Genomic DNA, 25035 nt, shown 5'->3' with positions numbered 1-25035 from the left:
TAACAGATCGGGGGTAAAGAGATGGAAAATCAAACACAGAATGGCGGCTCGCAGAAGCCTAAAAAAGAAGAGGGGAAGGCCCTTCGATTCCTCTCTGCAATAGAACGGGCTGGGAACAAGCTGCCTGATCCATTTATGCTTTTCATTTACTTGGCAATCTTCATTGCCATTGTTTCCTGGATTATGAGTATGCTTGGCGTATCTGTCACCACACCTGAAAATGAGGTTGTGGAAGTAAACAACATGATATCAGCAGAAGGGTTGACTTTCGCTTTATCCTCCATGCTGGACAACTTCACGGGATTTGCTCCGCTTGGTCTTGTGCTGGTCATGATGTTCGGTATTGGTCTCGCACAGCATGTTGGATTCTTTGAAGTAGTCATGCGCGGGATGGTAATGAACATTCCTAAGAATTTGGTTACTTATATGATCATTTTCGTCGGATTGCTAGGAAACTTGGCTTCGGATGCTTCAATGGTAATCATACCGCCGCTTGCTGCCATGATATATTATTCTATCGGTAAGCATCCAATAGCTGGGCTTCTCACAGCCTTTGTGGCGGTATCAGCTGGATTCACGGCTAATGTCTTAATTGCTGGAACAGACGTCTTGCTGTCAGGTATCTCGACACAAGTCATCCAAGGGCAGTTTCCGGATGCACGTGCAGTTTCACCGCTTGATAACTGGTACTTCATGAGTGCTTCCACTATCATGCTTGTCTTTGTAGTTTCTATTATTTCCAAGAAACTGATTGAACCGCGACTTGGTGAATTCAATCCTGAATTTGCAGATAAGAGCATCCTGACTGCTCAGATAGAGAAGCTGCGACCAGAACAAAAACGCGGAGTTCGTAATGCGTTAATAGCGGCCGGAGTTTATTTGATTCTTGTGTCCTTGCTTATTGTACCTTCTAATGGTATTTTACGCGGAGAAGATGGAGGGATCATTCAATCTCCATTTATGAGTAATATAGTTCCACTAATACTATTCCTTTTCATCATCCTAGCGGTTGCGTATGGTTTTACTGCTGGCACACTCAAAAAAATCTCTGACATTCCAGAAAAAATGGGTATAGCGATGAAGGAAATGTCAGGATTTATCGTGCTGGTCTTTGCTGCGGCGCAGTTCATCGCATATTTTGAATGGACTAATATTAGTACAATTATTTCGGTGAACGGCAGTTTAGCTTTAGAAAACATGAATATGACAGGTGTAGGGGCGATGGTAGGTTTTACTGTCATCTCTTCCATCGTCAACTTGTTCATCACAAGCGGTTCAGCGCTTTGGGCACTGCTAGCACCGGTATTCCTTCCAATGTTTTACCAGTTAGGTTACGATCCGGCTTATACGCAGGTAGCATTCCGTATCGGGGATTCTGCGTTTAATATTCTGTCTCCAATGAATCCATATGTCGTTATGCTGCTCGGATTTATGAAACGATATGATAAACGATCTGGTCTTGGGACACTTATGTCGCTGATGCTTCCATTTGCCGTCTTAATATTGGTTGCTTGGATTGTTATGTTTGTTGTTTGGAGTTTGCTTGGTCTGCAGGTTGGTCCAGGTGTCGATATTCGCTTATAAGAAATGGGGGCGCGCAAATGCGCGTCCTTTTTTATTGACGTATTCTTTGGGATACGATACATTAATTACTGAAAGTAACCCAATAATTATAAGTAACTAATAGGTGGTTGCTTATTAGGGAATGCTATCAAACGGTACTACAATTTTTGGAGGGATTTATAATGACTCAAGATTTTTTCAAAGCTTTAGAAAACAGAAGATCCATTTATGCACTAGCAAAAGAATCTCCGATTTCTGATGAACGTATTCAGGAAATTGTGGAGTTTGCAGTAAAATACACACCATCCGCATTCAACTCTCAAAGCACACGTGTAATCGTGCTTCTTGGAGACAAGCATGACCGTTTTTGGGATATTACAGAAGATCAGCTTCGTGCAGTTGTTCCGGCGGATAACTTTGCGCCGACAGAAGAAAAAATCGCATCTTTCCGTAATGGATATGGTACGGTCCTATTCTTTGAAGATGAAACAGTTGTAAAAGGTCTTCAAGAGCAATTCGCGCTTTATGCGGATAACTTCCCGATCTGGTCTGAGCAAACTTCTGGTATGCATCAGCTTGTAGTCTGGACAGCATTGGAAATGGAAGGTCTTGGTGCGAGCCTGCAGCACTACAACCCATTAGTGGATGAGGCAATCCAAAAAGAATGGGATATCCCTTCCAACTGGAAGCTTCGCGGTCAGATGCCTTTCGGTAAACCTGCGATGCCTGCTGGTGATAAAGAATTCCAGCCACTTGAAGAGCGCGTTAAAATCATTAAATAAGAAAAGGTGCTATTGCCCGTATGGACAATAGCACCTTTTTTCAGATATAATTATTTGAAAATTCTGTTACAGTTATATTACATACGTTTCCTCTATTGAAAGCCGGGGTATATACTAGCTACCAACATCATTAATACGAAAGGAAGGAAGTAAAGTGAGTGCATATCCATATAAGAAGTTGCAGCATGCCGGCGACCTGTCAGATGATGAACGAGATGAGATTCTGACTACCTTGGAGCGATACATGGATTACTTGCGAGATGAATTGTCGAAATCAGATGACCTTCCTGCTGTTAAATAAAAAAAGGAGTATCCCTGGATGAGGGATACTCCTTTTGTTTTTACATTAATGCCGTTATCAAGAATGGCAACGTGATGATTGACAGGATTGCACTGATTACGAAGGCAGATGCAACCTCTGTTTCCAAGCTCTTGAAGCGAATTGCAATCATAGTTGCAACTGCAGAACCTGGGAAGGAGACAAGCAATACTGCTTGAACGAAATCATTATGTCCCAAGCCAAGTGCAAGTGCAATACCGACCATAACAAGCGGCTGAACAACTGCTTTTAGAATGGCAATTGAAAATGCAGAGAAGCTAAGTTTGATTTTGTTGATACCGATTGTAACACCGACTGCGAATAGTGCAACACCAGAAACAACATCACCAATTTGGTCAAGTGATTTCTCGCCTAGTTCCGGAAGGTGGAAGTTAAAGACAAGCACAAGAATCAGACCAATGATTGGTACGCATGCAAGTGGTTCAGTAAGACCATGACCGATAGATTTCATTGTTACTTTGAAAAGACTCTCTTTGTTTTCATCAGATCCTGTATCTTTATTACGTGATCCAACAGTACCAAGGATAGTAGATAGTGGATCAAGTACAGCATTTACGATAATACCCATAAGGGCAATTGGAATTGCAATTGCTTCTGCACCGAAGATACTTCCCATAACAGGAATACCCATAAAGGCAAAAGTAGGCTGTGTTGAATTTAGTGAGAACATCGTTGAAGTAACGAAGTCATATTTAGTAGTCCATTTTGTAATAAGAAGTAAAACAATGAAAAAGCCGATAACACCAATTAGCAAAGCTCCAAGGAACGATGCTTTATCAAAGATCGTTTCGCGGGAAGTTGTTGTAATCCCAACGAATAAGTGTGCTGGTAGTGCGATTTTTGTTACAAGTGTATTAATCCCTTTAGATGTTTCTTTGTTGAAAATGCCGCGATTCCCAGCGATGAATCCAAGAAGGATAACGAAGAAAATCGGGACTAGTATGATGAAAATTTCACCAAAACTCATGTTCTTTCCACTCCCTACAGTAGTTATAATGCTCATGTTGTCAAAATTAATACAGGTGCCTCCTTTTGGAAGGAGTCACCTGCACCATTAGAAATTCTTTAAAGGCTTAGCCTCTGATGGATTTGTATTCTGGTTTCCAAACAGATTTAGCTAGAAGGTCTTTGATTTCTTCAGGTTTTGCATCAGATACGCCATCTTCGATTGCAGCTTTTGCAACTGCTTCAGCTACAGCGTTAGAAACTGGTTGAAGCTCATCGATTGCTGGAAGCAAAGAGCCACCTTGTGTGTTGCTGTTAACCATGTCTGCAATTGCATTAGCTGCTGCTGCAAACATAGAAGCTGTGATCAAGTTCGCTTTAACAGCGATGGATCCAAGTCCAAGACCTGGGAACGCGAATGCGTTATTTGCTTGACCAATGTGGTAAGTTGTTCCTTTGTATTCAACAGGGTCGAACGGGCTGCCTGTTGCGATTAGTGCTTTACCATCTGTCCACTCAAGCAAGTCTTTTGGAATTGCTTCAGCAAGTGGTGTTGGGTTGGACATAGGCATGATAACTGGGTGCTCTACGTGTTTCGCCATCTCTTTGATGATTTCTGCACTGAAAGCACCAGCTTGGCCAGATGTACCGATTAAGATAGTCGGTTTCACTTGGCGGATAACTTCAGCAAGACCGATGATGCCATCTTCTTTGTTCCAGTCTTTCACTTCATCAGCAGAACGAAGGTAAGGTTTTTGGAATTCAGCAATGCCATCCATGTCATCAGTCAAAAGACCGCGTTGGTCGATTGCCCAGAAGTTTTTCAATGCGTCTTCTTTAGAGATACCGTCAAGTACCATAGTAGCCGCGATTTGGTCTGCGTTACCGATACCTGCAGAACCAGGTCCGAAGACAACTACACGCTGTTCTGAGATTGGTGTACCAGTAACTTTGGAAGCACTCATAACAGCTGCAAGTGTGATGGCACCAGTACCTTGGATATCATCGTTAAAAGTAAGGATCTTGTCGCCATACTTATCAATGATGTTACGTGCGTTACGGTTACCAAAATCTTCCCAGTGAAGAAGTACGTTAGGGAACTTCTCTACTGTTTTGCTGATGAATGCATCGATGAATTGATCGTATTTCTCGCCACGTACACGTTTATGACGGTTACCGACGTAAAGTGGATCGTTAAGCAATGCTTCGTTATCTGTACCAGCATCGATTACTACTGGAAGTACACGGTTAGGGTCGATACCAGCCGCAGCTGTGTAAACAGCCAATTTACCAATAGCAATATTTAGACCGCCAACACCCCAGTCACCAATTCCAAGAATGCTCTCAGAGTCAGTTACTACGATCAAGTCGATTTCATCTGTGTTAAGTAATGTATTTTCGTAAGCTTGTTCGATGTTGTCCGGATTGTTGATATCAAGATAAACACCGCCTGGGCGTTGGTACTCATGGCTGTATTCCTGGATTGCTTGTCCTACAGTTGGAGTATAAACGACCGGAAGCATTTCGCTAAGATGATCAGTCAATAGACGATAGTAAAGAACGACGTTACGGTTGTAAAGCTGGTTCAACGTGTTGTTTTTCAACAAGTTGTTAGGCTGTGCATTGAACTGCTCGTAAGCACGCTTCACTTGCTCATCTAATGTTAAAACGGTCGCTGGTAATACCCCTTCAAGACCGAGCTCTGCTCTTTCTTCTTTTGTAAAAGCGACACCTTTATTAAGAAAAGGATTTGAAATTAAGTTTTTACCTCTTAGAGAAGTGGACATAGATCCATCTTCATTATTACGATATGTGTTCATATCTGATTCCACCTTTTCGAATAATTACTTACCTTTTGTAACTGCCACAACCAATTCTATCACTAATCAATTGTTAATCAATTTTAACAAAGTATTTAAAATAACTATTGCTTTTACTGAGTTTGTGTGATATTTCACATACTAATTAACCGTCTGGGAAACCGCGGTATCAAAGTATTTTACTGATGTGAAGTAAAATGGTTTTTTACTTTTTTATTGTTTTTTTTATTTATAAAAATATACATTCCGCAGTTAATTCTATTATATTTAATTATTCTGACTGTTCGGCTTTTTAATTCAGACCCTTCATGTTAAGCTTATTTTTATAAGATAGAAGGGAGAGTTAGGTATGGACATTGTGAAAGAATTGAGCAAATTAATTCATCCAGGGAGGATATCAACAGCAACAGCAGTCATTGGCCAGCATAACCATGATGCATCCTATCACCCTGCGGCTGATCCGGATGTCGTCATCTTTCCGGAAAATACACAAGAAGTCAGCACGGTTCTCTCGTTTGCAAACGGCCATGGAATACCAGTTACTCCTTTTGGGAAAGGCTCCAGCTTAGAAGGTCATGCAATTCCATATTACGGAGGTATCTCTCTTGATTTGGGATTGATGAATGAGCTTAAGACAATTGGTGATAAGGACGGTAATGTCGTTGTCGGAGCGGGTCTAACACAGTTCCAATTGAATGATGCCCTAAGAAAGCATGGATTATTCTTCAGTGTAGATCCTGGGGCGGAAGCAACGCTTGGCGGGATGGCGGGCACGAATGCTAGCGGATCTTATACCGTCAAGTATGGTACGATGCGGGACAACATATTGGATATGGAGGTAGTTTTGCCGAGCGGAGAAATTATACATACTGGTTCGAAAGCCGTGAAGTCTTCTTCCGGACTGCATCTATCTGGTTTATTTGCAGGTTCAGAAGGTACTCTTGGTGTCATTACAGAACTCACTCTCCGTGTGTATCCAATTCCGGAGGCAAGTGTAGCAGCTCGTGCTGTATTCGATGACTTTGAAGAAGCCATTAATGCTGTGGTGAGACTTCGTACAGCAGGATTAGATTTGGCTAGGATTGAGTTTGTTGATGCGGCCTCGGTTGCACATGTCAATCGATTCGCTAATACATCTTACATCGAACAGCCGACAATCTTTTTCGAATTGAATGGTGAGGTTGAGCATCTTCAGCATCAAATCAAACGGATGGAGGAGTTATTGAAGCCATTTCATGTGGCTGAATTCCTTACAGAAACCAATCAAGCATCACAGGAACGTTTATGGGATGCAAGGCATAATCTTGCTTATTATTACATACAAGCTGCACCAACAAAACGGATGCTCGTCACAGACGTATGTCTGCCGATATCAGAGCTTGCGGAGGCAATCCTGCATGCAAGGCAAGCAGTAGATGAAAGCGGCTTGGAGGCAGGCATTGTAGGACATGTAGGTGACGGCAATTTCCATATTATTGCGATGGCAGATTTTGAGGATGCAAAAGAAGTAACCGCAGCTAAGCAGCTCCATAAAGAAATAGTGGACTATGCACTTGCTCATGACGGTACATGCACAGGTGAGCATGGTGTGGGAGTAGGGAAGAAGAGCTATCAGTTAAAAGAACACGGTACAGCTTATAATGTGATGCGAACCATTAAACAGGCAATCGATCCACGCGGAATAATGAATCCTGGTAAATTAATTGATTAAATAGAAAAAGAGCGTATTCCCCCTCAAGAATACGCTCTTTTTTATTTATCCTTTTTTGCTGAATAGGTCTGAGATTGCATGCACCACTTCAATGCCTTGATATGCAAAGATGGATAGTGCGCTAACTGAAAGTGCTATGACCATGATCGCTCTTGCCACAAACATTTTCGTCCCCTCCTTTGGATTGCTAAAACAACCTAATGCAAAAGGAGTTCTATTCAGCGGTAACTCGATTGATAGAAGACGGCCAGCAGGAAATGCCGGACCGCCTGCTTAGTCTGCATCATGCGTGCTTGCATCATACTTGTGACGAGCAGCACAGGCAGAAAAGTCAGGACTGCTGTTTGTGAAATGATCGGGAACCAGTGTTTCTCATCATCCGGCAAATCAGCCTTGTGGATGACGACGTGCTGTGCTTGAATATCATTTGTTCCCATTTGATACATTGGATGCAGTACCATTACTTGCACCATGATAGACAGCACAAGTCCGATAAACAAAAGAGCAGCTTTACGTTGCATTTCCTCCCCACCTCCTATCCATTTTGATTTCTTTACTATATACCCATTCTGTAAGAATGTAAATGGTTATTTATCAATATTCTTACTATTCGGAAATTAAACCATATAAAAAAACCTGTCCTATCCAAAGGGCAGGTTGTTTGAAAGAAATATTATTTTGTTGGGGCTGGTTCATCCGGTGTAACCCATTTTTCCGCCCATTCTCTTATGGAAGTAATCACAGGGTGCAATGCACGACCCTTTTCAGTCAGTTCATATTCAATACGGACAGGTGTGTCCGGATATACTGTTCTTGTTGCAATGCCTGCTGCTTCTAACTCTTTAAGACGTTCGGAGAGCAAACGCCCGCTGATCGGCAAGGACGATTCCAATTCAGAAAATCGCTGTGATCCTTCTAAGAGGCGGAAAATGATAAGGCCAGTCCAACGTTTGCTTAAAAGCTCCATTCCTGACTCAAAGCGCGGACATAATTCTTCGGATTTCATCTAACATCACCTCTGTAAAAAACACTGTATAGTTCATCTATTGTTTTTCATTATATATGAGGTTACGAAAAGTAACAAGTATATTGTTCCTATAAGCAGAGAATTCTATACTAACGTTCTGGCTAAATATTAAGAAAAATTCTATAATTATAAGGAAAGTATGATGTAGGAGGAGATAAGATGGATCATCATTATTACATAGATTATGCATGTAAATTAGCAGTAGCAAATGTGAACAACGGCAAGGGCGGTCCATTTGGTGCTGTCATCGTAAAGAATGGAGAAATCGTTGGCGAAGGAACGAACTTGGTAACAAGCTTGCATGATCCAACGGCACATGCGGAAATACAGGCTATACGTAACGCAACGAGCAATCTAGGTCACTTCGAGCTGGAGGATTGTATCATTTATTCCAGCTGTGAGCCATGTCCGATGTGCCTAGGAGCGATTTATTGGGCTCGCCCGAAAGCATTGTACTTTGCTTATACGAAAAAGGATGCGGCAGAAATTGGATTCGATGATGCCTTCATCTATCAGGAAATTGAAAAACCATATGAGGAACGAAAAATTCATACGGTGCAGCTTCGTGATAATCAAACGGCAGATCCGATGAAAGCATGGACAGACAAAGAAGATAAAGTGGAATATTAAAGAAAAAGGCGATTCCTTTATACAAGGGTCGCCTTCTTTTTATGTGTTGCATTGAAAGTGTTGAGATAGGTTAAGAAATCTGACACTTGCAGCGGCTTGCTGAACATGTAACCTTGTGCATAATCACATTCTAAGTTTTGCACCCAAGTCAGTTGTTCTTGGCTTTCTACTCCTTCTGCGACAATAGAAAGCTGTAGTTTTTTCGCTAATGTTACGATAGAAGAGACAATGGCCTGGTCTTGAAAATCCTCAGGTAAATTCGCAATGAAAGCACGATCAATCTTTAGTGTGTCAACGGGCAATTGTTTTAAGTAGTTGAGGCTGTTGAAGCCTTTGCCGAAGTCATCCAGCGCGATACGAATTCCTAGTTTCTTCAGCTCCATTATTGTGTGTGCAGCACCTTCTACGTCTTGAATTGCGGTTTCCTCTGTTATTTCGATTTCCAGCTTTGTTACATCTACCTCAGGATATATCTCCATTTGTTTGCGAATGAAGCTTAAGAAGCGATTGTTATAAAATTGCTGGGTGCTGATGTTAACCGCAACATGAAGATCCCGGAACGCTTCTTTATTCATTTCGGCAAAAACAAGTTCAATCATCTTCTTATCGAGTGCGATGATGTCTCCATTCTTTTCTGCCAGAGGGATGAACTGTCCGGGCGGAATAATGCCGTGCGTAGGATGAACCCAGCGGCAAAGAGCTTCGACGCCATATACTTGGTCGCCGGAGCTTGCCATCTTTGGCTGAAAATAAACTTGTATTTCTCCATTGCCAATGGCGCTACATAATTCTGATTCCAGCAAAAGCGGCTGTGAGTCATGCAAGCTGTCATTGGCAAAGAACTTGTAATTTGATCTGCCGCTTTCTTTTGCCAAATACATGGCGATATCAGCAAATCGCATTACTTCCTTGCTTGTTGTCCCATTATCTGGGATCAAAGCAATACCAATGCTTGTGCTGACGGTCACTTTCCGGCCTTCAATGAAAAATGGCTCTTCTATGCTTTGTATGATTGCTTGTGCCAACATTGTTGCATCTTCCTTTTTTGCATCCGGATAAAGCAACGTGAATTCATCTCCGCCGAGTCGAGCAAGCATACTTCGTTCTGGAAGCATCCGTGAAAGGCGCAACGTCACAAGCTGAAGCAGCTTGTCGCCGAATTTATGACCGAGCGTATCGTTGACTGCTTTAAAACGATCCAGATCCATGAAGAACAGAGCTACGGGTTCACTTGTACGCTCTTCCAAATAGCCAAGCAACTGCTGCTCAAAGTAACGGCGATTCGGAATATTCGTCAACTCATCATGGTTTGCGATATATTGTAATCGGTCTGCTTGTTCGGCAAGCTTTTGATCTGTCGAAGTGGAGACAAAAGCCAATACCTGTGTCAGCAGGATGACTAGCATTACGCTAATAGCAAGGTTGATATTATTCGGTGTGAACACCGGTTCCGGCAAAATGGAGCCGCTATTCACATGAACAACAGCCGCTTTCATTGCTGTATAGTGCATGCCGCAAATGGCAGTACCCATTGTAATCGCACTGGCAAACTTAAACAGATGCAGTGTTTGGCCAGTCTGGTTTTGGAAGTAGTGAAACAATAGCAGCGCGACGCAGGATGCTATAATAGCAATTATGATAGATAAGTAGTAATACGGCCCGCCATGATGCATCATGCCGTCCAAGCGCATGGCCATCATGCCTATGTAATGCATACTTACAATTGCTGCTCCCATAGAGATACTTCCTGCAAAGAGACGGAATGCAGTCATTCTTATAGTAGCAAGATAAAAAGCAATGGATGTACCGGCAAAAGAGAAGATCACGGATAAGATGACAAGACCGGGATCATAAGTGACTTCCACGGGCAGCTTATAGGCCAGCATGGATATGAAATGCATCGACCAGATGCCGAGTGCCATCAAGAGTGAACTGGAGATAAACCAAAAGAATTTCCGCCAGCCTGTCGTACGGTTTATCCTAGAGCACATATCCAGGGCGATATAGGATGAAAGAATGGCAATAAATATAGAAACGACAACAAAGGTGACGTTATACGTACCAGTGACTTCCTGCATGGAAAACCTCCGAGTTGTTATATAGTCAAATAGTCATAGGGATATTGTATACCCAAGGTTTGAAAAAGCAAACTAATATCAGTGAAATTATAGTAAATAATTCTTAAGCAACAGGGAGGATTTGTCATTGCGAAATGATTTTATATACGATGTGATCATCGTGGGCGGAGGAACAACCGGACTGTATGCGTCCTTTTATACAAAGCTACGGAAGATGACGACTTTATTAATCGAAGCTACCTCGGATTTCGGCGGGAAAGTGGCGCAGTTTTATCCGGAAAAGCACATTTATGATGTGGGTGCTTTTCCGGTTGCAACTGGAGAAGAAATGGTCGATAAACTGCTTGAACAAAGCAAGAAGGCAGAACCGGAGATTATAACAGGTGAGTTTGTCGAGGAGATAAGAAAGCAGGAAAATGGAATATTTGAAATCAATACATCTGCCGGTAAGCTGTATATGGCTCGGACAATTATTCTCACTAGCGGAATGGGAACCTACCAGATGAAACCGCTGCGGCTTGAGGAAGCACCTTTATATGAAGGAAAGAATCTGCATTATTATTTGAAGTCACCTGAGAAATTCCGTGATAAGCGTGTCACGGTTTATGCAATGAACCGGACAGGCATTGATTGGGCAAGGGCACTTGAGAAGACGGCGAAGGAAGTGACATTAATTAATCAACGGGATTATTTCCTGTATACGCCGCCTCAAGTAATCGAAGCGCTTGAGGAGACATCAATACGCATAATATACAATCATAAAGTGACCAAGCTAATGGGAAACAGCCAAGGATTGCACACATTATTGGTGGAACAGGATGGTCTGCAGATGATGTATGAAACAGATGCGCTGTTATATTATGAAAATGTAAATCTTACGCAGACGCCATTTGCCAGCTGGGGAATCGAAACAGATAAAAACAAGGTTATCGTGGATCATAGTATGGCAACTAATGTGTCGGGAATCTACGCAGCAGGAGATGCCGTGCATTATGCCAATAAAAATATGCTGATTGCAACAGGGTTCGCGGAGGCAATCACTGCAGTAAATAGTGCGAAGCTGTATCTGGATCCTTCAGCAAGTGCGCAAGTTTATAGTACAATTGAGTACCAAAAAAATAGAGGCTGATAGCAGCCTCTATTTTTGTATTATTTCACGTTCGAGCATACGGGCTACGCCATCTTTCTCGTTCGTTTCGGTTGTATAGTCACAATGCTGTTTTACCTCTTCGGTTGCATTGCCCATCGCTACCTTCGTGCCTGCAATCTCCAGCATCGGCAAGTCATTCATGCTGTCTCCGATTGCAATGATATCATCTTGCTTCACGTCTAATTTCTTTGCTAGTTTTTTTAATGCGTTTCCTTTTGAGGCTTTGCCATCAACAATTTCTAAATTAAAATCGGCTGAAGAAAATAGATTCAGTCCTTTCTTGCTTAATGTATCGGTCGCAACACGTCGTCTTTCTTCATCAAAGCTTACAATCGTTATCTTATAAATTTCCTTTTCTGATTGGAAGACATCGATATAGTCCTCTATCTCTTGGAGATTCGCCTGACCAAGCTGGCGCTCGCGAGCTCTTTTCATTTCACTTCTGTCCGCGCTCCGGACGATATCCATTTCATCCTGAAGCAGCTGTTTTGCTTTACTCGTTATGAATATTTCATTATCCGTGACAATTTCATAATAATAATTCTCTTCATTTAGCCAAGTGATTATTTCTTTTGCGTAAATTGTCTCCATAGGCAAAGCAACTGTCAGATTCCCTTTTGGATCATAAGTGGTGGCTCCATTTGCTCCGATAATCCAAGTTGAAAGCTGCTCATTTTGAAAGAGACGCTGCACATCGAAGTTTGCTCTTCCTGTTGCTATAACGATTTCAGCTCCTTTTTGCTGCGCTTTTTTTACAGTGTTGGCATGCAGGGAGGATATAGTGTAATACTGATTAAGAAATGTTCCATCTAGGTCTATTGCTACTAATTTGCGCATTTGTTTTTGCTCCTTTACTCCTTTTTTACACATATTCCCTCTTTCGGATAGGATCTAAACTGACGAAATTAGGGTAGTAAAGTATAATAAGGAGTCAAGCCGCTCACAATTTTAACAATACATATAGAATGGTTCATACCTAATGGAGGGAAAAGAATGGCTGGGAAATTACTATCCGTAATTGTGCCTTCGTTTAATGAAGCGGAAAATGTTAAGCTCTTTTATGAAGAACTTGCCAAAGAATTACAATATTCACCTTATGACTATGAAGTTATTTATGTGGATGATGGCAGTTCTGATACCACCCTATTGGAACTAAAAGAATTGGCAGATATGCATTACAACGTGCAGTATGTGTCCTTCACGAGAAATTTCGGAAAAGAGGCGGCAATATTGGCCGGCTTCCAACATGCCAAGGGAGATTGTGCTGTCGTTATCGATGCAGATTTGCAGCATCCGGTTGCGCTGCTGCATGAATTGCTGGCAGGTTTTGAAGAAGGTTATGATCAGGTTATCGCACGAAGAAACAGAAAAGGTGAAAGCCTTCCACGCAAAGTGCTTTCGACAATGTACTATAAGATCATTAATCGGTTTATCGATGTTCGTATCCAAAATGGAGTCGGGGATTTTCGCTTGCTTAGCCGCCGGGCTATCGATGCCCTGTTAATACTGAGTGAAGGCAATCGCTTTTCTAAAGGATTGTTCTCTTGGATAGGCTTTGAGCAGAAGACAGTCTATTATGACAATGTATCCCGTCAGAATGGGGAATCAAAATGGTCGTTCGGCAATTTAATCAATTATGGAATTGAAGGGATCGTTTCTTTTAATACAAGGCCATTGCGTGTTTGCTTATATGCTGGCTTCATTGTGTTGTTCCTCTCGCTGGCATATATTCTGTATACATTCGTTGAAGTGCTTGTCCGAGGAGTTATCACACCTGGTTATTTCACCTTGATTACCGCCATCCTTTTCTTGGGGGGCGTACAGCTTGTGAGTCTAGGTGTAATTGGAGAGTATATAGGAAGAATCTATAACGAAACAAAACGCAGACCGCATTACCTAGTAAAAGATACGAATATCGAGGCAAAGAAACATTATGAAAAAAATATGGAAGCTTGAGTTTACGCGTTTTATCATTGTCGGTGTGCTGAACACCATCTGCTATTACCTGATATATCTGCTCTTCTATCAGCTTGCGGATGTTTATTACCTCGTATCTCATTGGATTGGGATCATTATCAGTATGATTTTTTCGTTTTTCTTGAATAGTTATTTCACGTACGGTGTACGGCCGACGTGGCGGAAGTTTTTCCAATTCCCGCTGACGCAGGCTGTCAATATAGCCGTATCATCTGTTTTGGTGTACATATTCGTTGAAGGCTTCGGCTGGAGCGGAACAGTGGCGCCGATCGCGGCTGTTTTCTTCACCGTGCCAATCACGTTTGTTATCACAAGTAAAATTATGAAGAATGGACGTGAGGATGTAACACATGAAGCGTAGTTGGAAAGTGGTGCTGCTCGTTTTAGCAGCACTCACATTTGCTGTTTTGGTACATTTGCATTTCATCCGGGAATACTTTGACGGCCGTTTCATGCTGGGACCAAATGATGGAATGGCGCAAATGCTGCCATTTAAGCAGCATTTGTATGAACAATATACGCAGGGGAATTTTTTCTATTCATTCTCCTTTGGGCTTGGCGGCGGTATTTACAGTCAGCTGGCTTATTATTTCTCGACGAGCATCGTTTATCTGGTCACATTGCTTGTGATAAAGCTCCTGGACATTGCCAATGTGATTGGAAGTCCTGATGTCGTCACGTGGGCAAAAGCCATCCTGCCAGTTAGTATCATCAGGCTTACAGCGGCGCTTTTACTGGCTGTGGGGGTGTTCCGATACTTACGGATACCTCTTCTACCTGCTTTTATAGGGTCGTGCTTTTATGCCGGCAGTGCCATTTATTTTAGGCATGTCGTGTATTGGGAATTTTTCGCTAACGCTTTTCTTTGGCTGCCGCTTCTAGTACTGGGAGTGGAGAAAATTATCCGGGAGCGGAAACCTTACTGGTTCATTGCCGCAGTGGCCATATCCGTTTTCGATAATTTCTATTTTTCATACATAAGCTTTGTTTTTATTGGAATATATGTGATAGCTCGGTGGTTCATCAAGTTATCAGAAGATGAGTTGCCTATCAAATCCCAATTGCTTTATTTTATCCCGGCAGTATTGCTTGGGTTCGGGATCGGTTCCATTTCATTCATTCCTTCTGTTTATGCTTTTTTGAATAATTACCGACCGGCATTCGACGATCCTATACCTTTTTATGGGAACGATGATAACATCTTATTCACAAGCAGAACCTTACTTCTGCCGGTATTGTTTGTCTTTTTAATGTGTGTAGCAGGACTTTATAAAAACAAGCTGTTCCGCTTGTTTGCAATATTAAGCATCTTGTTCATTTTCTTCCAGGGAAGCCCTCGTATAGCGAGTATCTTCAATGGTTTTTCAGCTCCGCAATACCGATTTGAGTACTTAACCATGTTCGTTGTTGCAGGAACTATCGCTGTGGGAATTACGCAATTGTACAAGGTGAAGAATTGGCATCTGCTGGCTTCGATAGGGATTACAGTTCTTTTATATAGTCTTTATCTGCACCATGATTTGACACTTGATTGGGCAGATGACTGGGCGAAGTATGTCTGGACAGGAGTAGCGCTTGTGCTGCTGGCATTCCTTATCTATATGTTAAAAAGGGAAGCATGGATGTTAGGAATCTGTTTGGTGGTTGTTTTTGCAACGTATATACCGCTGATCAATTCCCATCAGGAAAAGCAACTCTCGGATGCTGGGAATGTAGATAATTCCACGCTCCAGCTCCTGACAAGTGACAAATATGCAAGCAATGAACAGCAGGAACTGATACATGATGTGCTTGCGTCAGACGATAGCTTTACCAGACTCGAATGGAAAACAGATGACAGTAATAATACAAATATGGTCCAAGGTTTTCCAGGAATCAGTATTTATTCTAGCATTCTGAATAAGGAGCTGCTGTTTTTCTATTATCATGATTTGAACATTGATATGAAACGGGAAAGCGTCAGCCGCTATTCAGGCTTTGGGAACAGAGCAAACCTATACAGTATGCTTAACGGAAAGTATATAATGTTCGATAAACAAGAGGCAATTGCTGCACCATATGGGTTTAGACCGTACATGGAAAGCAGTGATTATATTGTTTACCGGAATGACAACTTACTGCCATTTGCGAGAGTTACTGCTAATGTATTTCAGGAGAATGAATTGGAAAGTCATACACCGCTTGAACGGGAGCATGCAATGCTGGATGGTATTGTTCTTGCAGACGGTGAATCCACTCAAGAGGTCGAATCACTTCCGAATCTGATGGATAAAGTGTCAGTGGAAGCGGCAGGGGGTACTTATCAAGATGGGCAGCTCCAAGTAGAACAAATAGAAGGCGGTCTGGATCTGCAACTTGATGAGGACTTGCCGCAGACTGGAGATTATTACATCAGTTTCTATCTAAAAAACAATGATGTGAGCGCACCATTGTATGATTTGACTGTCAATGAGTTCGAAACAGACAGAAAATCGCAACAGTCGATTTATCGTACGAAAATAGATGAATTGACAATTCGAGTGCAAGCAGCTGATACAATCCGGATACGCCTGCCGGAAGGAAGCTATACCATCGAAGATTTCCGTCTGCAGCATGAAGATTATCAAAAGCTCGATTCTGCTGCAGCTCAAGCGGAGGAGATTCCGTTTACTATCAGCCGCAGTCAAGTTACAGTAGACTATAATAATCAACTGGAAGACAGCTATCTAAAAATACCAGTACCTTATGAAAAAGGCTGGCAAGTGTCAGTCAATGGTGAGGGGCAAGAACTTCTGAAAGCAGATTATGCGTTCCTTGGCGTAAAGCTGCAGAGCGGAGATAACCACATTGTCTTCACTTACCGGCCACCATATTGGAATTTGCTGCTTGTTCTGTGTATTGGAAGTCTGATCGTTTCACTAGCATGGGGATTCTTCTTACGAAAACGTCATATGGCGGGTGAGAAAGGTGACAAAGAAGCGTAATAGAAAACAGCAATCACTATTTACAGCGTTTGGAACAGTACTTTTATTCGGTTTGGGTCTCTTCTTTCTGTTGTTCATTCTTTCCGTTGTGGTAGAGAATGACGGCAATGAGCAACAGGAAGGCAGAGTACTGTCTGAGAATGTATTGGCTTATCGGGATACGATAGAACAGGAATTGGCTAAATCGGGTCAAGAGTCTCTGGCACCACTTGTTCTCTCTGTGATGATGCAGGAATCCGGCGGCAGGGGAGATGACCCGATGCAAGCCTCTGAAAGCAAATGCGGAGAAATAGGCTGTATCGAGGATCCAGAAGAATCGGTTGCCTACGGAATCGCCCATTTCCTCCGTATGCTAGAAGAAGCGGATGGAGAGGAAGATGTAGCCATCCAGTCTTATAATTTTGGTGCCGGCTTTATCGGTTTTGTTAACGAAAACGGTGGTGCATTCAGTGAAGATCTGGCGGTTCAATTTTCTCAGGAGCAATATAAGAAGGTCAAAAATCCAGAGATTTATCGCTGTATACGCCCAGAATCAGAAGAACTGGATGCGTGCTACGGAGATATTCAATACGTAGAAGCGGTCTATAGTTATTTGCCGGCTGCTCAAGAAGCTTTTAAAGACAAATAACCCCCACTGCTTAAGCAGATGGGGGTTTAAAATTAGAGAATACATTGAAATCACGCCACGCCTCCTCGATTGTTCGGAGGCGTTTTTTTACGTCGGCAGCCTTTTCTTTTCCAATCAAAGCGATAAATGCGTGAATCAAGCTGATTGGAGCAGTCAAGGAATGCGTCAGCGATGGAGATTTACTAGATGCCATGAATGAATAATCAGCCGCTGTAAGCAATGGCGATGACAGCCCATCTGTAATCGCAATTGCTTTAGCACCACGGTCCTTGGCCATTTGGAACAGTCGCAGCGTGTGATTGGAATAACGCACGAAGCTTAAAGCGATAAGCGCATCGTCTTCCCGTATCGTAGAGATTTGGTCTATTGCTCTGTCAGATGGTTCAACAATTTCTACATTTTCGAAAATAAAAGAAAGATGATAATGCAATAGATCTGCTACACTGACTGCACTGCGATTCGCTAAAATGAAAATTCGTTTAGAGTTAATCACCGTATCAGCTGCTGCATGGAAGGCCTGCATATCGATTGCCTCCATCGTTTCCTGGATGTTCGCTTGATCACGCAGAAAGATGGCATACAGGTCCTGGTCCTCTGACTGGGCTTCTTCTGTAGGGTGCTTGAACCGTTCGGTCGCATTCAACTGCTCCTGCATAGCGTTCTGCAAGGCAAGCTGCATCTCCGGAAAGCCGCGATAACCCATAAAAGCAGCAAAACGAACAATCGTTGCATCACTCACATCTGCTGCATTCGCCAGCCCTTCTACATTGAGGAAAGGTGCCTGATTCGGATGTTCGATAATGAAATTGGCAATTTTCTTCTGGGACTTCGACATCTGCTCCCGCTGACTGGAAATACGATGGTATATGTCCGGCATGACGGAAAAGACCCCTTTCACTTTTCAGAGTTTACGCAAATATACGTCTTCAACCTCGTGATTGTTTCCCTTACGGAGAATGAGATCGGAACGGCCTTTCGTCGGCAGTATGTTCTCATGTAAGTTCTTTGCGTTGATTTCCTCCCAGATCGTATCCGCTGATTCCAATGCTTCGTCAATAGAAACTTCTGCGTAATGACGGAAGTAGGATTTGGGATCCTGGAAGGCTGTTGCGCGCAGCATGAGGAAACGTTCTTTATACCACTTTTCAATATTTGTTTCGTCAGCATCGATATAGATTGAGAAATCGAAGAAGTCGCTGACAAAGAATTGGTATTCTTTCTTCACTTGCAGTACATTCACGCCCTCAACAATCAGAATATCTGGATTGGAAACCAATTCTGTTTGCTCAGGCAGTACGTCGTAGGTGAGATGAGAATATTGCGGCCCCATAATATTTGTGTTTCCAGCTTTCACCTGTCCCATAAAATCGATTAATGCTTTTATATCGTAACTCTCCGGAAACCCTTTGCGCTGCATCATTTGCTTTTCCTTAAGAACAGCATTTGGATACAAGAATCCGTCAGTCGTTACAAGCTCTGTTTTCTTATCAGATAATGCACGGGAAAGCAGTAATTGAAGCAATCGGGCGATAGTACTTTTTCCAACTGCTACACTTCCGGCGATGCCGATGATGAAAGGAACTTTTTTCTCGCTGGTACCAAGGAAATTACCTGCTTTTGCATGAAGCATTTCTGCTGCCTCCAGATAGTAGGAGATAAGCTTGGTCAGCGGCATATAAGCAGTTTCCACCTCGGATAAAGAAATTCTAGTATTTATTCCCCGGATTTCTTCTAGCTCTGTTTGTGTCAGGGGCGGTGTCTTCGTTTCCGAAAGAGCAGCCCACGCCTCCCGGGGGAAATGATAGTAAGGTTTGTATGTATGCATGATTACCCTCAACTTTTGTCTGCGGATTTGAGAAATTAGTGCAAAGTAAAAACGTTTACAAATACTTTTCCATTTTACTACGACAAAATTTAATAATCCAGAGCTGAATCTTGGGGTATAGAAGAGTAGGTATTTCTTGCATAACTTGTATATACAAGTTATGCTATCATTGTATTCGCTTACATTACAAAACTAGGGTGAGGTGGCAGAGGTGGATCTAAGACAGCAAGCAGAAGAAATACTGGCAGCGCTTGGAGGAAAAGAGAATATCCAGGCTGCGACACATTGTGTCACACGGCTGCGGCTGGCGTTAGCGGATGAGGGTAAAGTCGATAAAGAGGCACTGCAGAACATCGATGTTGTAAAAGGTTCTTTTTCGGCAAATAACCAGTATCAGGTTGTTATCGGCCAAGGTACAGTCGATAAAGTATATAAGGAGTTTATCCAAGTTGCTGAAGTAGGAGAATCTACAAAGGATGAAGTGAAGGAAACGGTAAGTAAGAAAGGTAATCCGCTGCAGCGAGCATTAAAAACGCTTGGCGACATTTTCATTCCAATTTTGCCGGCAATTGTAACTGCGGGTTTATTACTAGGTATTCATAACATCTTAAATAATCCAGGTATTTTCTTCGATAGTGCATCAATCATTGAGGTTTATCCACAGTGGGCAGGCATTGCTGATATGATTTATGTAATCGCTAACACGGCCTTCGCCTTCCTGCCTGCATTGATAGGCTGGTCGGCAGTTAAAAAATTCGGCGGCAGTCCGCTTCTTGGGATGGTACTCGGTTTAGCTTTGATTCATCCGTCCCTATTGAATCCGACTGATTATGCTAGTGCTGCTCTGGAAGGAAATGCGCCGGTATGGAATTTGTTTGGATTGGAGATTCAGCGTATCGGATATCAAGGGCAAGTGCTGCCGGTGCTTTTCGCAGCATGGGTTTTAGCTAAAATAGAAATAATCCTTCGACGCAAAGTACCTGACAGTTTTCAGCTGCTCGTTGTCGCTCCTGTCGCGCTCCTGCTTACTGGTATTGTAAGCTTCATCGTGATCGGACCAATTATGTTCATCGTTGGGAATGCCATTACAGATGGATTTGTAGCTGTATTCGATACAGTCGCTCCAGTTGGTGGTTTGCTGTATGGCGCTTTGTATGGGGCTTTGGTTGTTACCGGACTTCACCATACATTCCTTGCGCTGGATCTACAGCTAATTGCTAATACGGGCGCAACATTCCTATGGCCAATACTGGCACTGTCTAATATATCCCAAGGTTCTGCGACGCTTGGTGTTATGCTGGCAACGAAGGATGAGAAACTGCGTGGTTTATCTCTGACCGCTTGGATTAGTGCTTGGCTTGGGGTAACAGAACCGGCTGTGTTCGGCGTCAATCTGCGATTCCGCTATCCATTCTTCCTTGCTCTCGGGGCTTCGGCTGTTGCGGGAACATTTATAGCCTGGAGAAGCGTGGAGGCAAGTTCTGTAGGAATCGGCGGCGTACCCGGTATCTTTTCTATCCTGCCGGGAAGCTGGGGAGCATTTGCAATCGGTATGGTGATAGTCATTGTTGTACCTTTCGTGACAACTTATCTAGTAGCTAAAAGAAAAAAGAATGTGTAACAAAGGAAAGGAGATTATAAATGCGTGAACCATGGTGGAAGAGAAGTACTGTATATCAAATCTACCCAAAAAGCTTTCATGATACGAAAGGCGATGGAATGGGGGATTTGCAGGGCATAATCGAAAAGCTCGATTATTTGAAGGAGCTTGGTGTTGATATGGTGTGGCTGACACCGATATACCGATCGCCGCAGCGAGATAATGGATATGATATCAGTAATTATTACGAGATCGAGCCTGCTTACGGCACAATGGAAGACGTGGAACGATTAATCGGGGAATTGCATAATCGTGACATGAAGCTGATGATGGATATTGTCATCAACCATACCTCAACAGATCACGAATGGTTCCGCCAGGCGAAATCCTCAAAGGATAACCCTTACCGTGATTATTACATTTGGCGAGATCCGCAAGATGGTGCTGAGCCGAACAACTGGGTATCCAAGTTTGGCGGCAGTGCCTGGGGTTTGGAGGAGCATACGAATCAGTATTATTTACATCTGTTCGACCAGACACAGGCGGATCTTAACTGGGAGAATGAGAAGGTACGGAAAGATTTGTACAAGATGATGAATTTCTGGGCGGAAAAAGGGCTTGATGGGTTCCGTCTGGATGTTATCAACCTTGTTTCAAAAATTCAAAGCCTTCCAAATGATCAGGATGCTCCAGATGGTCAATATGGGAAAGAGTACTATACAGACGGACCTCGAATCCACGAGTTCATGCATGAAATGAATCAAGAAGTTTTCACACCAAATAGCTTAGTAACAGTTGGGGAGATGTCGTCCACAAGCTTGGCTGCCTGCCAGCAGTATACAAAACCAGATGCCCAGGAGTTGAGCATGACATTCAATTTCCATCATCTAAAAGTTGACTATGATAACGGCATAAAATGGACAGATGGCAAGCTGGAATTCATTAAGCTGAAGCAGATTTTATCCGACTGGCAAATCGGTATGCATGAAGTAGGCGGATGGAACGCTCTCTTCTGGTGCAATCATGATCAGCCGCGTATTGTCAGCAGGTTCGGAGATGACGGTCAATATTGGAAAGAATCAGCGAAGATGCTGGCATCCGTTCTGCACATGATGCAAGGAACTCCTTATATTTATCAAGGAGAAGAGATAGGAATGACCGACCCGAAATTCTCTAGCATTGAAGATTATAAAGATGTAGAAACCCACATTGCCTTCCAAGCGCTAAAAGAGGATGGTATGGACAGTGAACAGGCTTTGCGAATTATCGGGCGCCGCTCCAGAGATAACTCTCGAACTCCGATGCAGTGGAATGAAGAGCAAAATGCGGGCTTTACTAATGCGAAGCCGTGGCTTGCGGTCGCATCGAATTATGCAGATATTAATGTGAAAAAGGCGTTGCAGGATGATGATTCGATTTTCTATCATTATCAAAAGCTGATTCGTTTACGGAAGGAATATGCTATCATAACCCATGGAGACTATGAACCGATATGTATGGATGATGAACGTCTCTTCTGTTATGAACGGAAGTGGAGTGGTGAGAAATTGCTTGTCGTTGCGAATTTCTTCGGAGAGACAGCAGAGTTCTCCTACCCGAAAGAACACATGGCAAAAGCAGAAATTCTGCTTTCCAATTATGAAGATAGTCCGTCTGATTACAGAAAGATACGGCTTCGTCCGTTCGAAGCGGTCATTTACCATAGTAAAGCGTAAAGGCCTGATGTGGATGGAGAAGAAATTTCAAGCAATCTATGACTTGTTAGCAAAAGAAATCCAGACAGAAAAAATCAAAGCGGGAAAGCTGCTACCTTCTGAAAATGAGCTGACGGAGAGATTCGCGACGTCCAGGGAAACGGTTCGCAAAGCCTTGCAATTACTGTCCCAGAATGGGTACATTCAAAAGCTGCAAGGAAAAGGCTCGGTCGTGCTTGAACAGGATAAACTACCTTTGCCGGTCAGCGGACTTACGAGCTTCAAGGAGCTGTCCCGCTCAATGTCGCATAAGGTGGAGACATGTGTAACTTCACTTTCTTGTAAGAAAGCGCACGGTTTTATACAACAGGTGCTGCAATGCGAGGAAGGTGCGCCTGTATGGGAGCTGCATCGCTTGCGTAAACTGGATGGGGAAGCAGTTATCTATGATAAGGATTTTCTATTGGAGGAACTTGCTCCTGGTTTGACAGAAGAAATTGCTGGCGACTCGATCTATGATTATCTCGAACAAGAGCTAGGATTGTCCATCAGTTATGCAAAAAAGGAAGTTGTCGTCGAAGAAGCCCAAGTGGAAGATAAAGCGATTATGGATTTGGGGAGTTATCAACAGCTTGTCGTCGTGCGCAGTGCTGTTTATCTTGAGGATACAACTTTATTTCAATATACTGAGTCGAAGCATCGGCCGGACAAGTTTCGATTTGTCGATTTTGCTCGAAGAACAAAATGAGAAATAAACAAAAATGTGCATAGCTTAGAGGCTATGCACATTTTATTGTGGGTAAAGAGAAGCTTGTACACAGAAAGATTCTGTTTGTTCACATAATTTGTGTGTAACATAAGTTATACACAGAAAAATTTGACGAATGCTGGTGCACTGTACTTTATCCACAAGTGGATAACGATTAAGGGCGGATTCGCTTGCCTAAAATAACTAAATCCCGCTCGATTCCATCCAGTTCGGCTACATTTGGCATATCAGCCCACCGCTTAAATCCGAAGCGTTCAAAGAGCTTGATGCTAGGTTCGTTATGGCCGAAAACAAAACCTAAAACGGTCTTGAAATCCAATATCTCAGCCTGGTCAAGGACGAACTGCAGCATACTTCTTCCAAGTCCTTTGCCTCTGGCATCTTGATGAATATAGATGCTGACTTCCACAGTTTTATGATAAGCAGCTCGGCCATAAAACGGCTCCAAGCTGATCCAACCCAGTATATTCCCGTCTTCTTCCACGACCCAAAGCGGTCGCTGTTCCGTATGGTGCTGGAACCAATTCAGTCTGCTTTCCACTGATATCTCTTCCAGATCTGCAGTTACCATTCTGCCGGCAATCGTGGAATTATAGATGGAAACAATTGCAGGAAGATCGTGAATTTCTGCAATGCGGTAGTGCATGTCCATTCCCCCATGTTTTTTGGCTTATTATACTAAACGATTGGATAGAAGCATAGTCTAGTTGAATTTGGGGTACAAGATAAGTAGATGAACAGGCAGATGAGAGGGTGTGGATAGATGTATTCTGTAACATTCGGTAAATTGCTGCAATTCGCTGCTATCGGCTTAGTGATTGGCTTTATCATTGGCATGGTCGCCATGCTCGGATTTGATTTAAACTTTATGGCTATGATTCTAAGTGTACTGCTAAGTATCATTGGAGCATTTGCGGCAGGTATGTACGCGGAGCTGTATCATATAAGGCAAGCAGTAAATGAACAGACAGAAAAGACATTGAAAAAAAGAGTGTAATAAGAAGTTTCAGCTGTTATTATTAGCAGCTGAAATTTTTTTGATGAGATTTATTTCACATGTATGAAATATTAATGTATACTAATACTAGTAAAAAGCAGTAATTGGGGGTCTGTAAGTGGAAAGCAGAGATATGGTTGATTTTATCGAATTAGTGCGTAATGTCAATAAAGCGTTACGTAAGGAATGGGATTTTCAGATTTCCGGACCGCAGCTCGTATTGCTGAGGTTGTTGAAAAATAATGGTCCGATGCGCATGTCTGATTTAGCTGAAGAAGTAGGAATCAGCTTTAGCGGGGCAACGAATTTAGGGAACCGCATGATTAAGGAAGGCTATTTGGAGCGTATTCATTCAGAGAAGGACCGTCGGGTGGTCATGCTTGCGATCACGGAAAAAGGGTCTGATTTTTATGTGAGTTTTTCTGGAGCAAGGGACAAAGCTTTTGGTTCTTTCCTGGATAAATTGACGGAAGAAGAAAAAAATGAGTTCATCCGGCTAAGCCGTAAGATGCTCGCTGATTAATAGGAAGGGGATG

The 25035-nt window shown here is 42.7% G+C and carries 24 protein-coding genes; 15 read left to right on the top strand and 9 right to left on the bottom strand.

What is annotated here, in order from left to right:
• Nucleotides 1–21: 21 nt before the first annotated feature.
• From CHH58_RS14965 to CHH58_RS18490, 3 genes are all read left to right on the top strand, one after another.
• Nucleotides 22–1584 carry an AbgT family transporter gene (locus CHH58_RS14965; RefSeq protein ID WP_095233468.1) on the top strand — a complete coding sequence of 521 codons (1563 nt, stop codon included), beginning with the start codon at nt 22–24 and terminating at the stop codon, nt 1582–1584.
• Between the two features lie 161 nt (nt 1585–1745).
• A complete protein-coding gene (locus CHH58_RS14960; protein ID WP_095228664.1) occupies nt 1746–2345 on the top strand; it encodes a nitroreductase family protein in 600 nt (199 codons plus the stop codon).
• Nucleotides 2346–2499: 154 nt separating this feature from the next.
• The gene (locus CHH58_RS18490; RefSeq protein WP_170937651.1) at nt 2500–2646 is read left to right on the top strand and encodes a hypothetical protein; all 147 of its coding nucleotides are present in this window, start codon (nt 2500–2502) and stop codon (nt 2644–2646) included.
• Between the two features lie 40 nt (nt 2647–2686).
• Here the strand turns inward: CHH58_RS18490 and CHH58_RS14955 are convergent, their stop codons facing one another.
• Complete coding sequence (locus CHH58_RS14955; RefSeq protein ID WP_095228674.1) at nt 2687–3652, bottom strand: AEC family transporter; 966 nt, start codon at nt 3650–3652, stop codon at nt 2687–2689.
• A 106-nt stretch (nt 3653–3758) separates the two neighbouring features.
• A complete protein-coding gene (locus CHH58_RS14950; protein ID WP_095228666.1) occupies nt 3759–5450 on the bottom strand; it encodes an NAD-dependent malic enzyme in 1692 nt (563 codons plus the stop codon).
• Between the two features lie 349 nt (nt 5451–5799).
• Between CHH58_RS14950 and CHH58_RS14945 the strand changes: the two genes are divergently transcribed.
• Nucleotides 5800–7161 carry an FAD-binding oxidoreductase gene (locus tag CHH58_RS14945; protein ID WP_095261398.1) on the top strand — a complete coding sequence of 454 codons (1362 nt, stop codon included), beginning with the start codon at nt 5800–5802 and terminating at the stop codon, nt 7159–7161.
• A gap of 218 nt (nt 7162–7379) precedes the next feature.
• On the opposite strand, the gene CHH58_RS14940 is transcribed toward CHH58_RS14945, so the two are convergent.
• Both CHH58_RS14940 and CHH58_RS14935 read right to left on the bottom strand, forming a co-directional pair.
• Entirely contained in the window at nt 7380–7682 is a 303-nt protein-coding gene (locus CHH58_RS14940; RefSeq protein WP_095228679.1) for a hypothetical protein, read from the bottom strand.
• Between the two features lie 152 nt (nt 7683–7834).
• A complete protein-coding gene (locus CHH58_RS14935; protein WP_095220005.1) occupies nt 7835–8167 on the bottom strand; it encodes a winged helix-turn-helix transcriptional regulator in 333 nt (110 codons plus the stop codon).
• Between the two features lie 180 nt (nt 8168–8347).
• On the opposite strand from CHH58_RS14935, the gene CHH58_RS14930 reads away from it, so the two are divergent.
• Nucleotides 8348–8818, top strand: a complete 471-nt coding sequence (locus CHH58_RS14930; RefSeq protein WP_095228681.1) for a nucleoside deaminase — start codon at nt 8348–8350, stop codon at nt 8816–8818.
• A gap of 17 nt (nt 8819–8835) precedes the next feature.
• Here the strand turns inward: CHH58_RS14930 and CHH58_RS14925 are convergent, their stop codons facing one another.
• Nucleotides 8836–10896, bottom strand: a complete 2061-nt coding sequence (locus CHH58_RS14925) for a bifunctional diguanylate cyclase/phosphodiesterase (RefSeq protein WP_095228683.1) — start codon at nt 10894–10896, stop codon at nt 8836–8838.
• A gap of 127 nt (nt 10897–11023) precedes the next feature.
• On the opposite strand from CHH58_RS14925, the gene CHH58_RS14920 reads away from it, so the two are divergent.
• On the top strand, nt 11024–12025 hold the full coding sequence (locus CHH58_RS14920) for an NAD(P)/FAD-dependent oxidoreductase (protein WP_170937650.1): 1002 nt from the start codon (nt 11024–11026) through the stop codon (nt 12023–12025).
• Nucleotides 12026–12034: 9 nt separating this feature from the next.
• Here CHH58_RS14920 and CHH58_RS14915 read toward each other — a convergent pair whose 3' ends face one another.
• Nucleotides 12035–12883 carry a Cof-type HAD-IIB family hydrolase gene (locus CHH58_RS14915; protein WP_170937649.1) on the bottom strand — a complete coding sequence of 283 codons (849 nt, stop codon included), beginning with the start codon at nt 12881–12883 and terminating at the stop codon, nt 12035–12037.
• Nucleotides 12884–13039: 156 nt separating this feature from the next.
• Here CHH58_RS14915 and CHH58_RS14910 point away from each other — a divergent pair, with 156 nt between their 5' ends.
• Genes CHH58_RS14910 through CHH58_RS14895 form a run of 4 tightly spaced genes read left to right on the top strand, consistent with a single transcriptional unit; the run spans nt 13040 to nt 17614 of the window.
• Nucleotides 13040–14002 (top strand): glycosyltransferase family 2 protein, encoded by a 963-nt coding sequence (locus tag CHH58_RS14910; protein ID WP_095228689.1) that lies wholly within the window; start codon nt 13040–13042, stop codon nt 14000–14002.
• Complete coding sequence (locus CHH58_RS14905; protein WP_095228691.1) at nt 13980–14384, top strand: GtrA family protein; 405 nt, start codon at nt 13980–13982, stop codon at nt 14382–14384. Before CHH58_RS14910 ends, CHH58_RS14905 begins: the two co-directional genes overlap by 23 nt.
• Nucleotides 14374–16986 (top strand): YfhO family protein, encoded by a 2613-nt coding sequence (locus CHH58_RS14900; protein ID WP_095261396.1) that lies wholly within the window; start codon nt 14374–14376, stop codon nt 16984–16986. Before CHH58_RS14905 ends, CHH58_RS14900 begins: the two co-directional genes overlap by 11 nt.
• A complete protein-coding gene (locus tag CHH58_RS14895; RefSeq protein WP_170937648.1) occupies nt 16970–17614 on the top strand; it encodes a lysozyme family protein in 645 nt (214 codons plus the stop codon). The genes CHH58_RS14900 and CHH58_RS14895 overlap by 17 nt, the downstream gene beginning before the upstream one ends.
• Nucleotides 17615–17624: 10 nt before the next feature.
• Here the strand turns inward: CHH58_RS14895 and CHH58_RS14890 are convergent, their stop codons facing one another.
• Entirely contained in the window at nt 17625–18491 is an 867-nt protein-coding gene (locus CHH58_RS14890; protein WP_095228697.1) for a MurR/RpiR family transcriptional regulator, read from the bottom strand.
• A gap of 24 nt (nt 18492–18515) precedes the next feature.
• Nucleotides 18516–19439, bottom strand: a complete 924-nt coding sequence (coaA, locus tag CHH58_RS14885; RefSeq protein WP_095233475.1) for a type I pantothenate kinase — start codon at nt 19437–19439, stop codon at nt 18516–18518.
• Between the two features lie 211 nt (nt 19440–19650).
• On the opposite strand from coaA, the gene treP reads away from it, so the two are divergent.
• Genes treP through treR form a run of 3 tightly spaced genes read left to right on the top strand, consistent with a single transcriptional unit; the run spans nt 19651 to nt 23481 of the window.
• The gene (gene treP / locus CHH58_RS14880; protein WP_095233476.1) at nt 19651–21060 is read left to right on the top strand and encodes a PTS system trehalose-specific EIIBC component; all 1410 of its coding nucleotides are present in this window, start codon (nt 19651–19653) and stop codon (nt 21058–21060) included.
• A gap of 20 nt (nt 21061–21080) precedes the next feature.
• On the top strand, nt 21081–22754 hold the full coding sequence (treC, locus tag CHH58_RS14875) for an alpha,alpha-phosphotrehalase (RefSeq protein ID WP_095262747.1): 1674 nt from the start codon (nt 21081–21083) through the stop codon (nt 22752–22754).
• A gap of 13 nt (nt 22755–22767) precedes the next feature.
• Nucleotides 22768–23481, top strand: a complete 714-nt coding sequence (treR, locus tag CHH58_RS14870) for a trehalose operon repressor (RefSeq protein ID WP_095262746.1) — start codon at nt 22768–22770, stop codon at nt 23479–23481.
• Between the two features lie 175 nt (nt 23482–23656).
• Here treR and CHH58_RS14865 read toward each other — a convergent pair whose 3' ends face one another.
• The gene (locus CHH58_RS14865) at nt 23657–24154 is read right to left on the bottom strand and encodes a GNAT family N-acetyltransferase (RefSeq protein WP_095228707.1); all 498 of its coding nucleotides are present in this window, start codon (nt 24152–24154) and stop codon (nt 23657–23659) included.
• Between the two features lie 111 nt (nt 24155–24265).
• On the opposite strand from CHH58_RS14865, the gene CHH58_RS14860 reads away from it, so the two are divergent.
• Nucleotides 24266–24499 (top strand): hypothetical protein, encoded by a 234-nt coding sequence (locus tag CHH58_RS14860; RefSeq protein ID WP_095233479.1) that lies wholly within the window; start codon nt 24266–24268, stop codon nt 24497–24499.
• Between the two features lie 118 nt (nt 24500–24617).
• Nucleotides 24618–25022, top strand: coding sequence for a MarR family winged helix-turn-helix transcriptional regulator (locus tag CHH58_RS14855; protein ID WP_095228711.1), 405 nt, complete (start codon nt 24618–24620; stop codon nt 25020–25022).
• Nucleotides 25023–25035: the final 13 nt, after the last annotated feature.

This window comes from Terribacillus saccharophilus, assembly GCF_002272745.1.
Lineage (GTDB): Bacteria > Bacillota > Bacilli > Bacillales > Amphibacillaceae > Terribacillus > Terribacillus saccharophilus_B.
The sequence above is the reverse complement of the archived record's forward strand: the minus strand, read 5'-3'. Positions and strand labels throughout refer to the sequence as shown.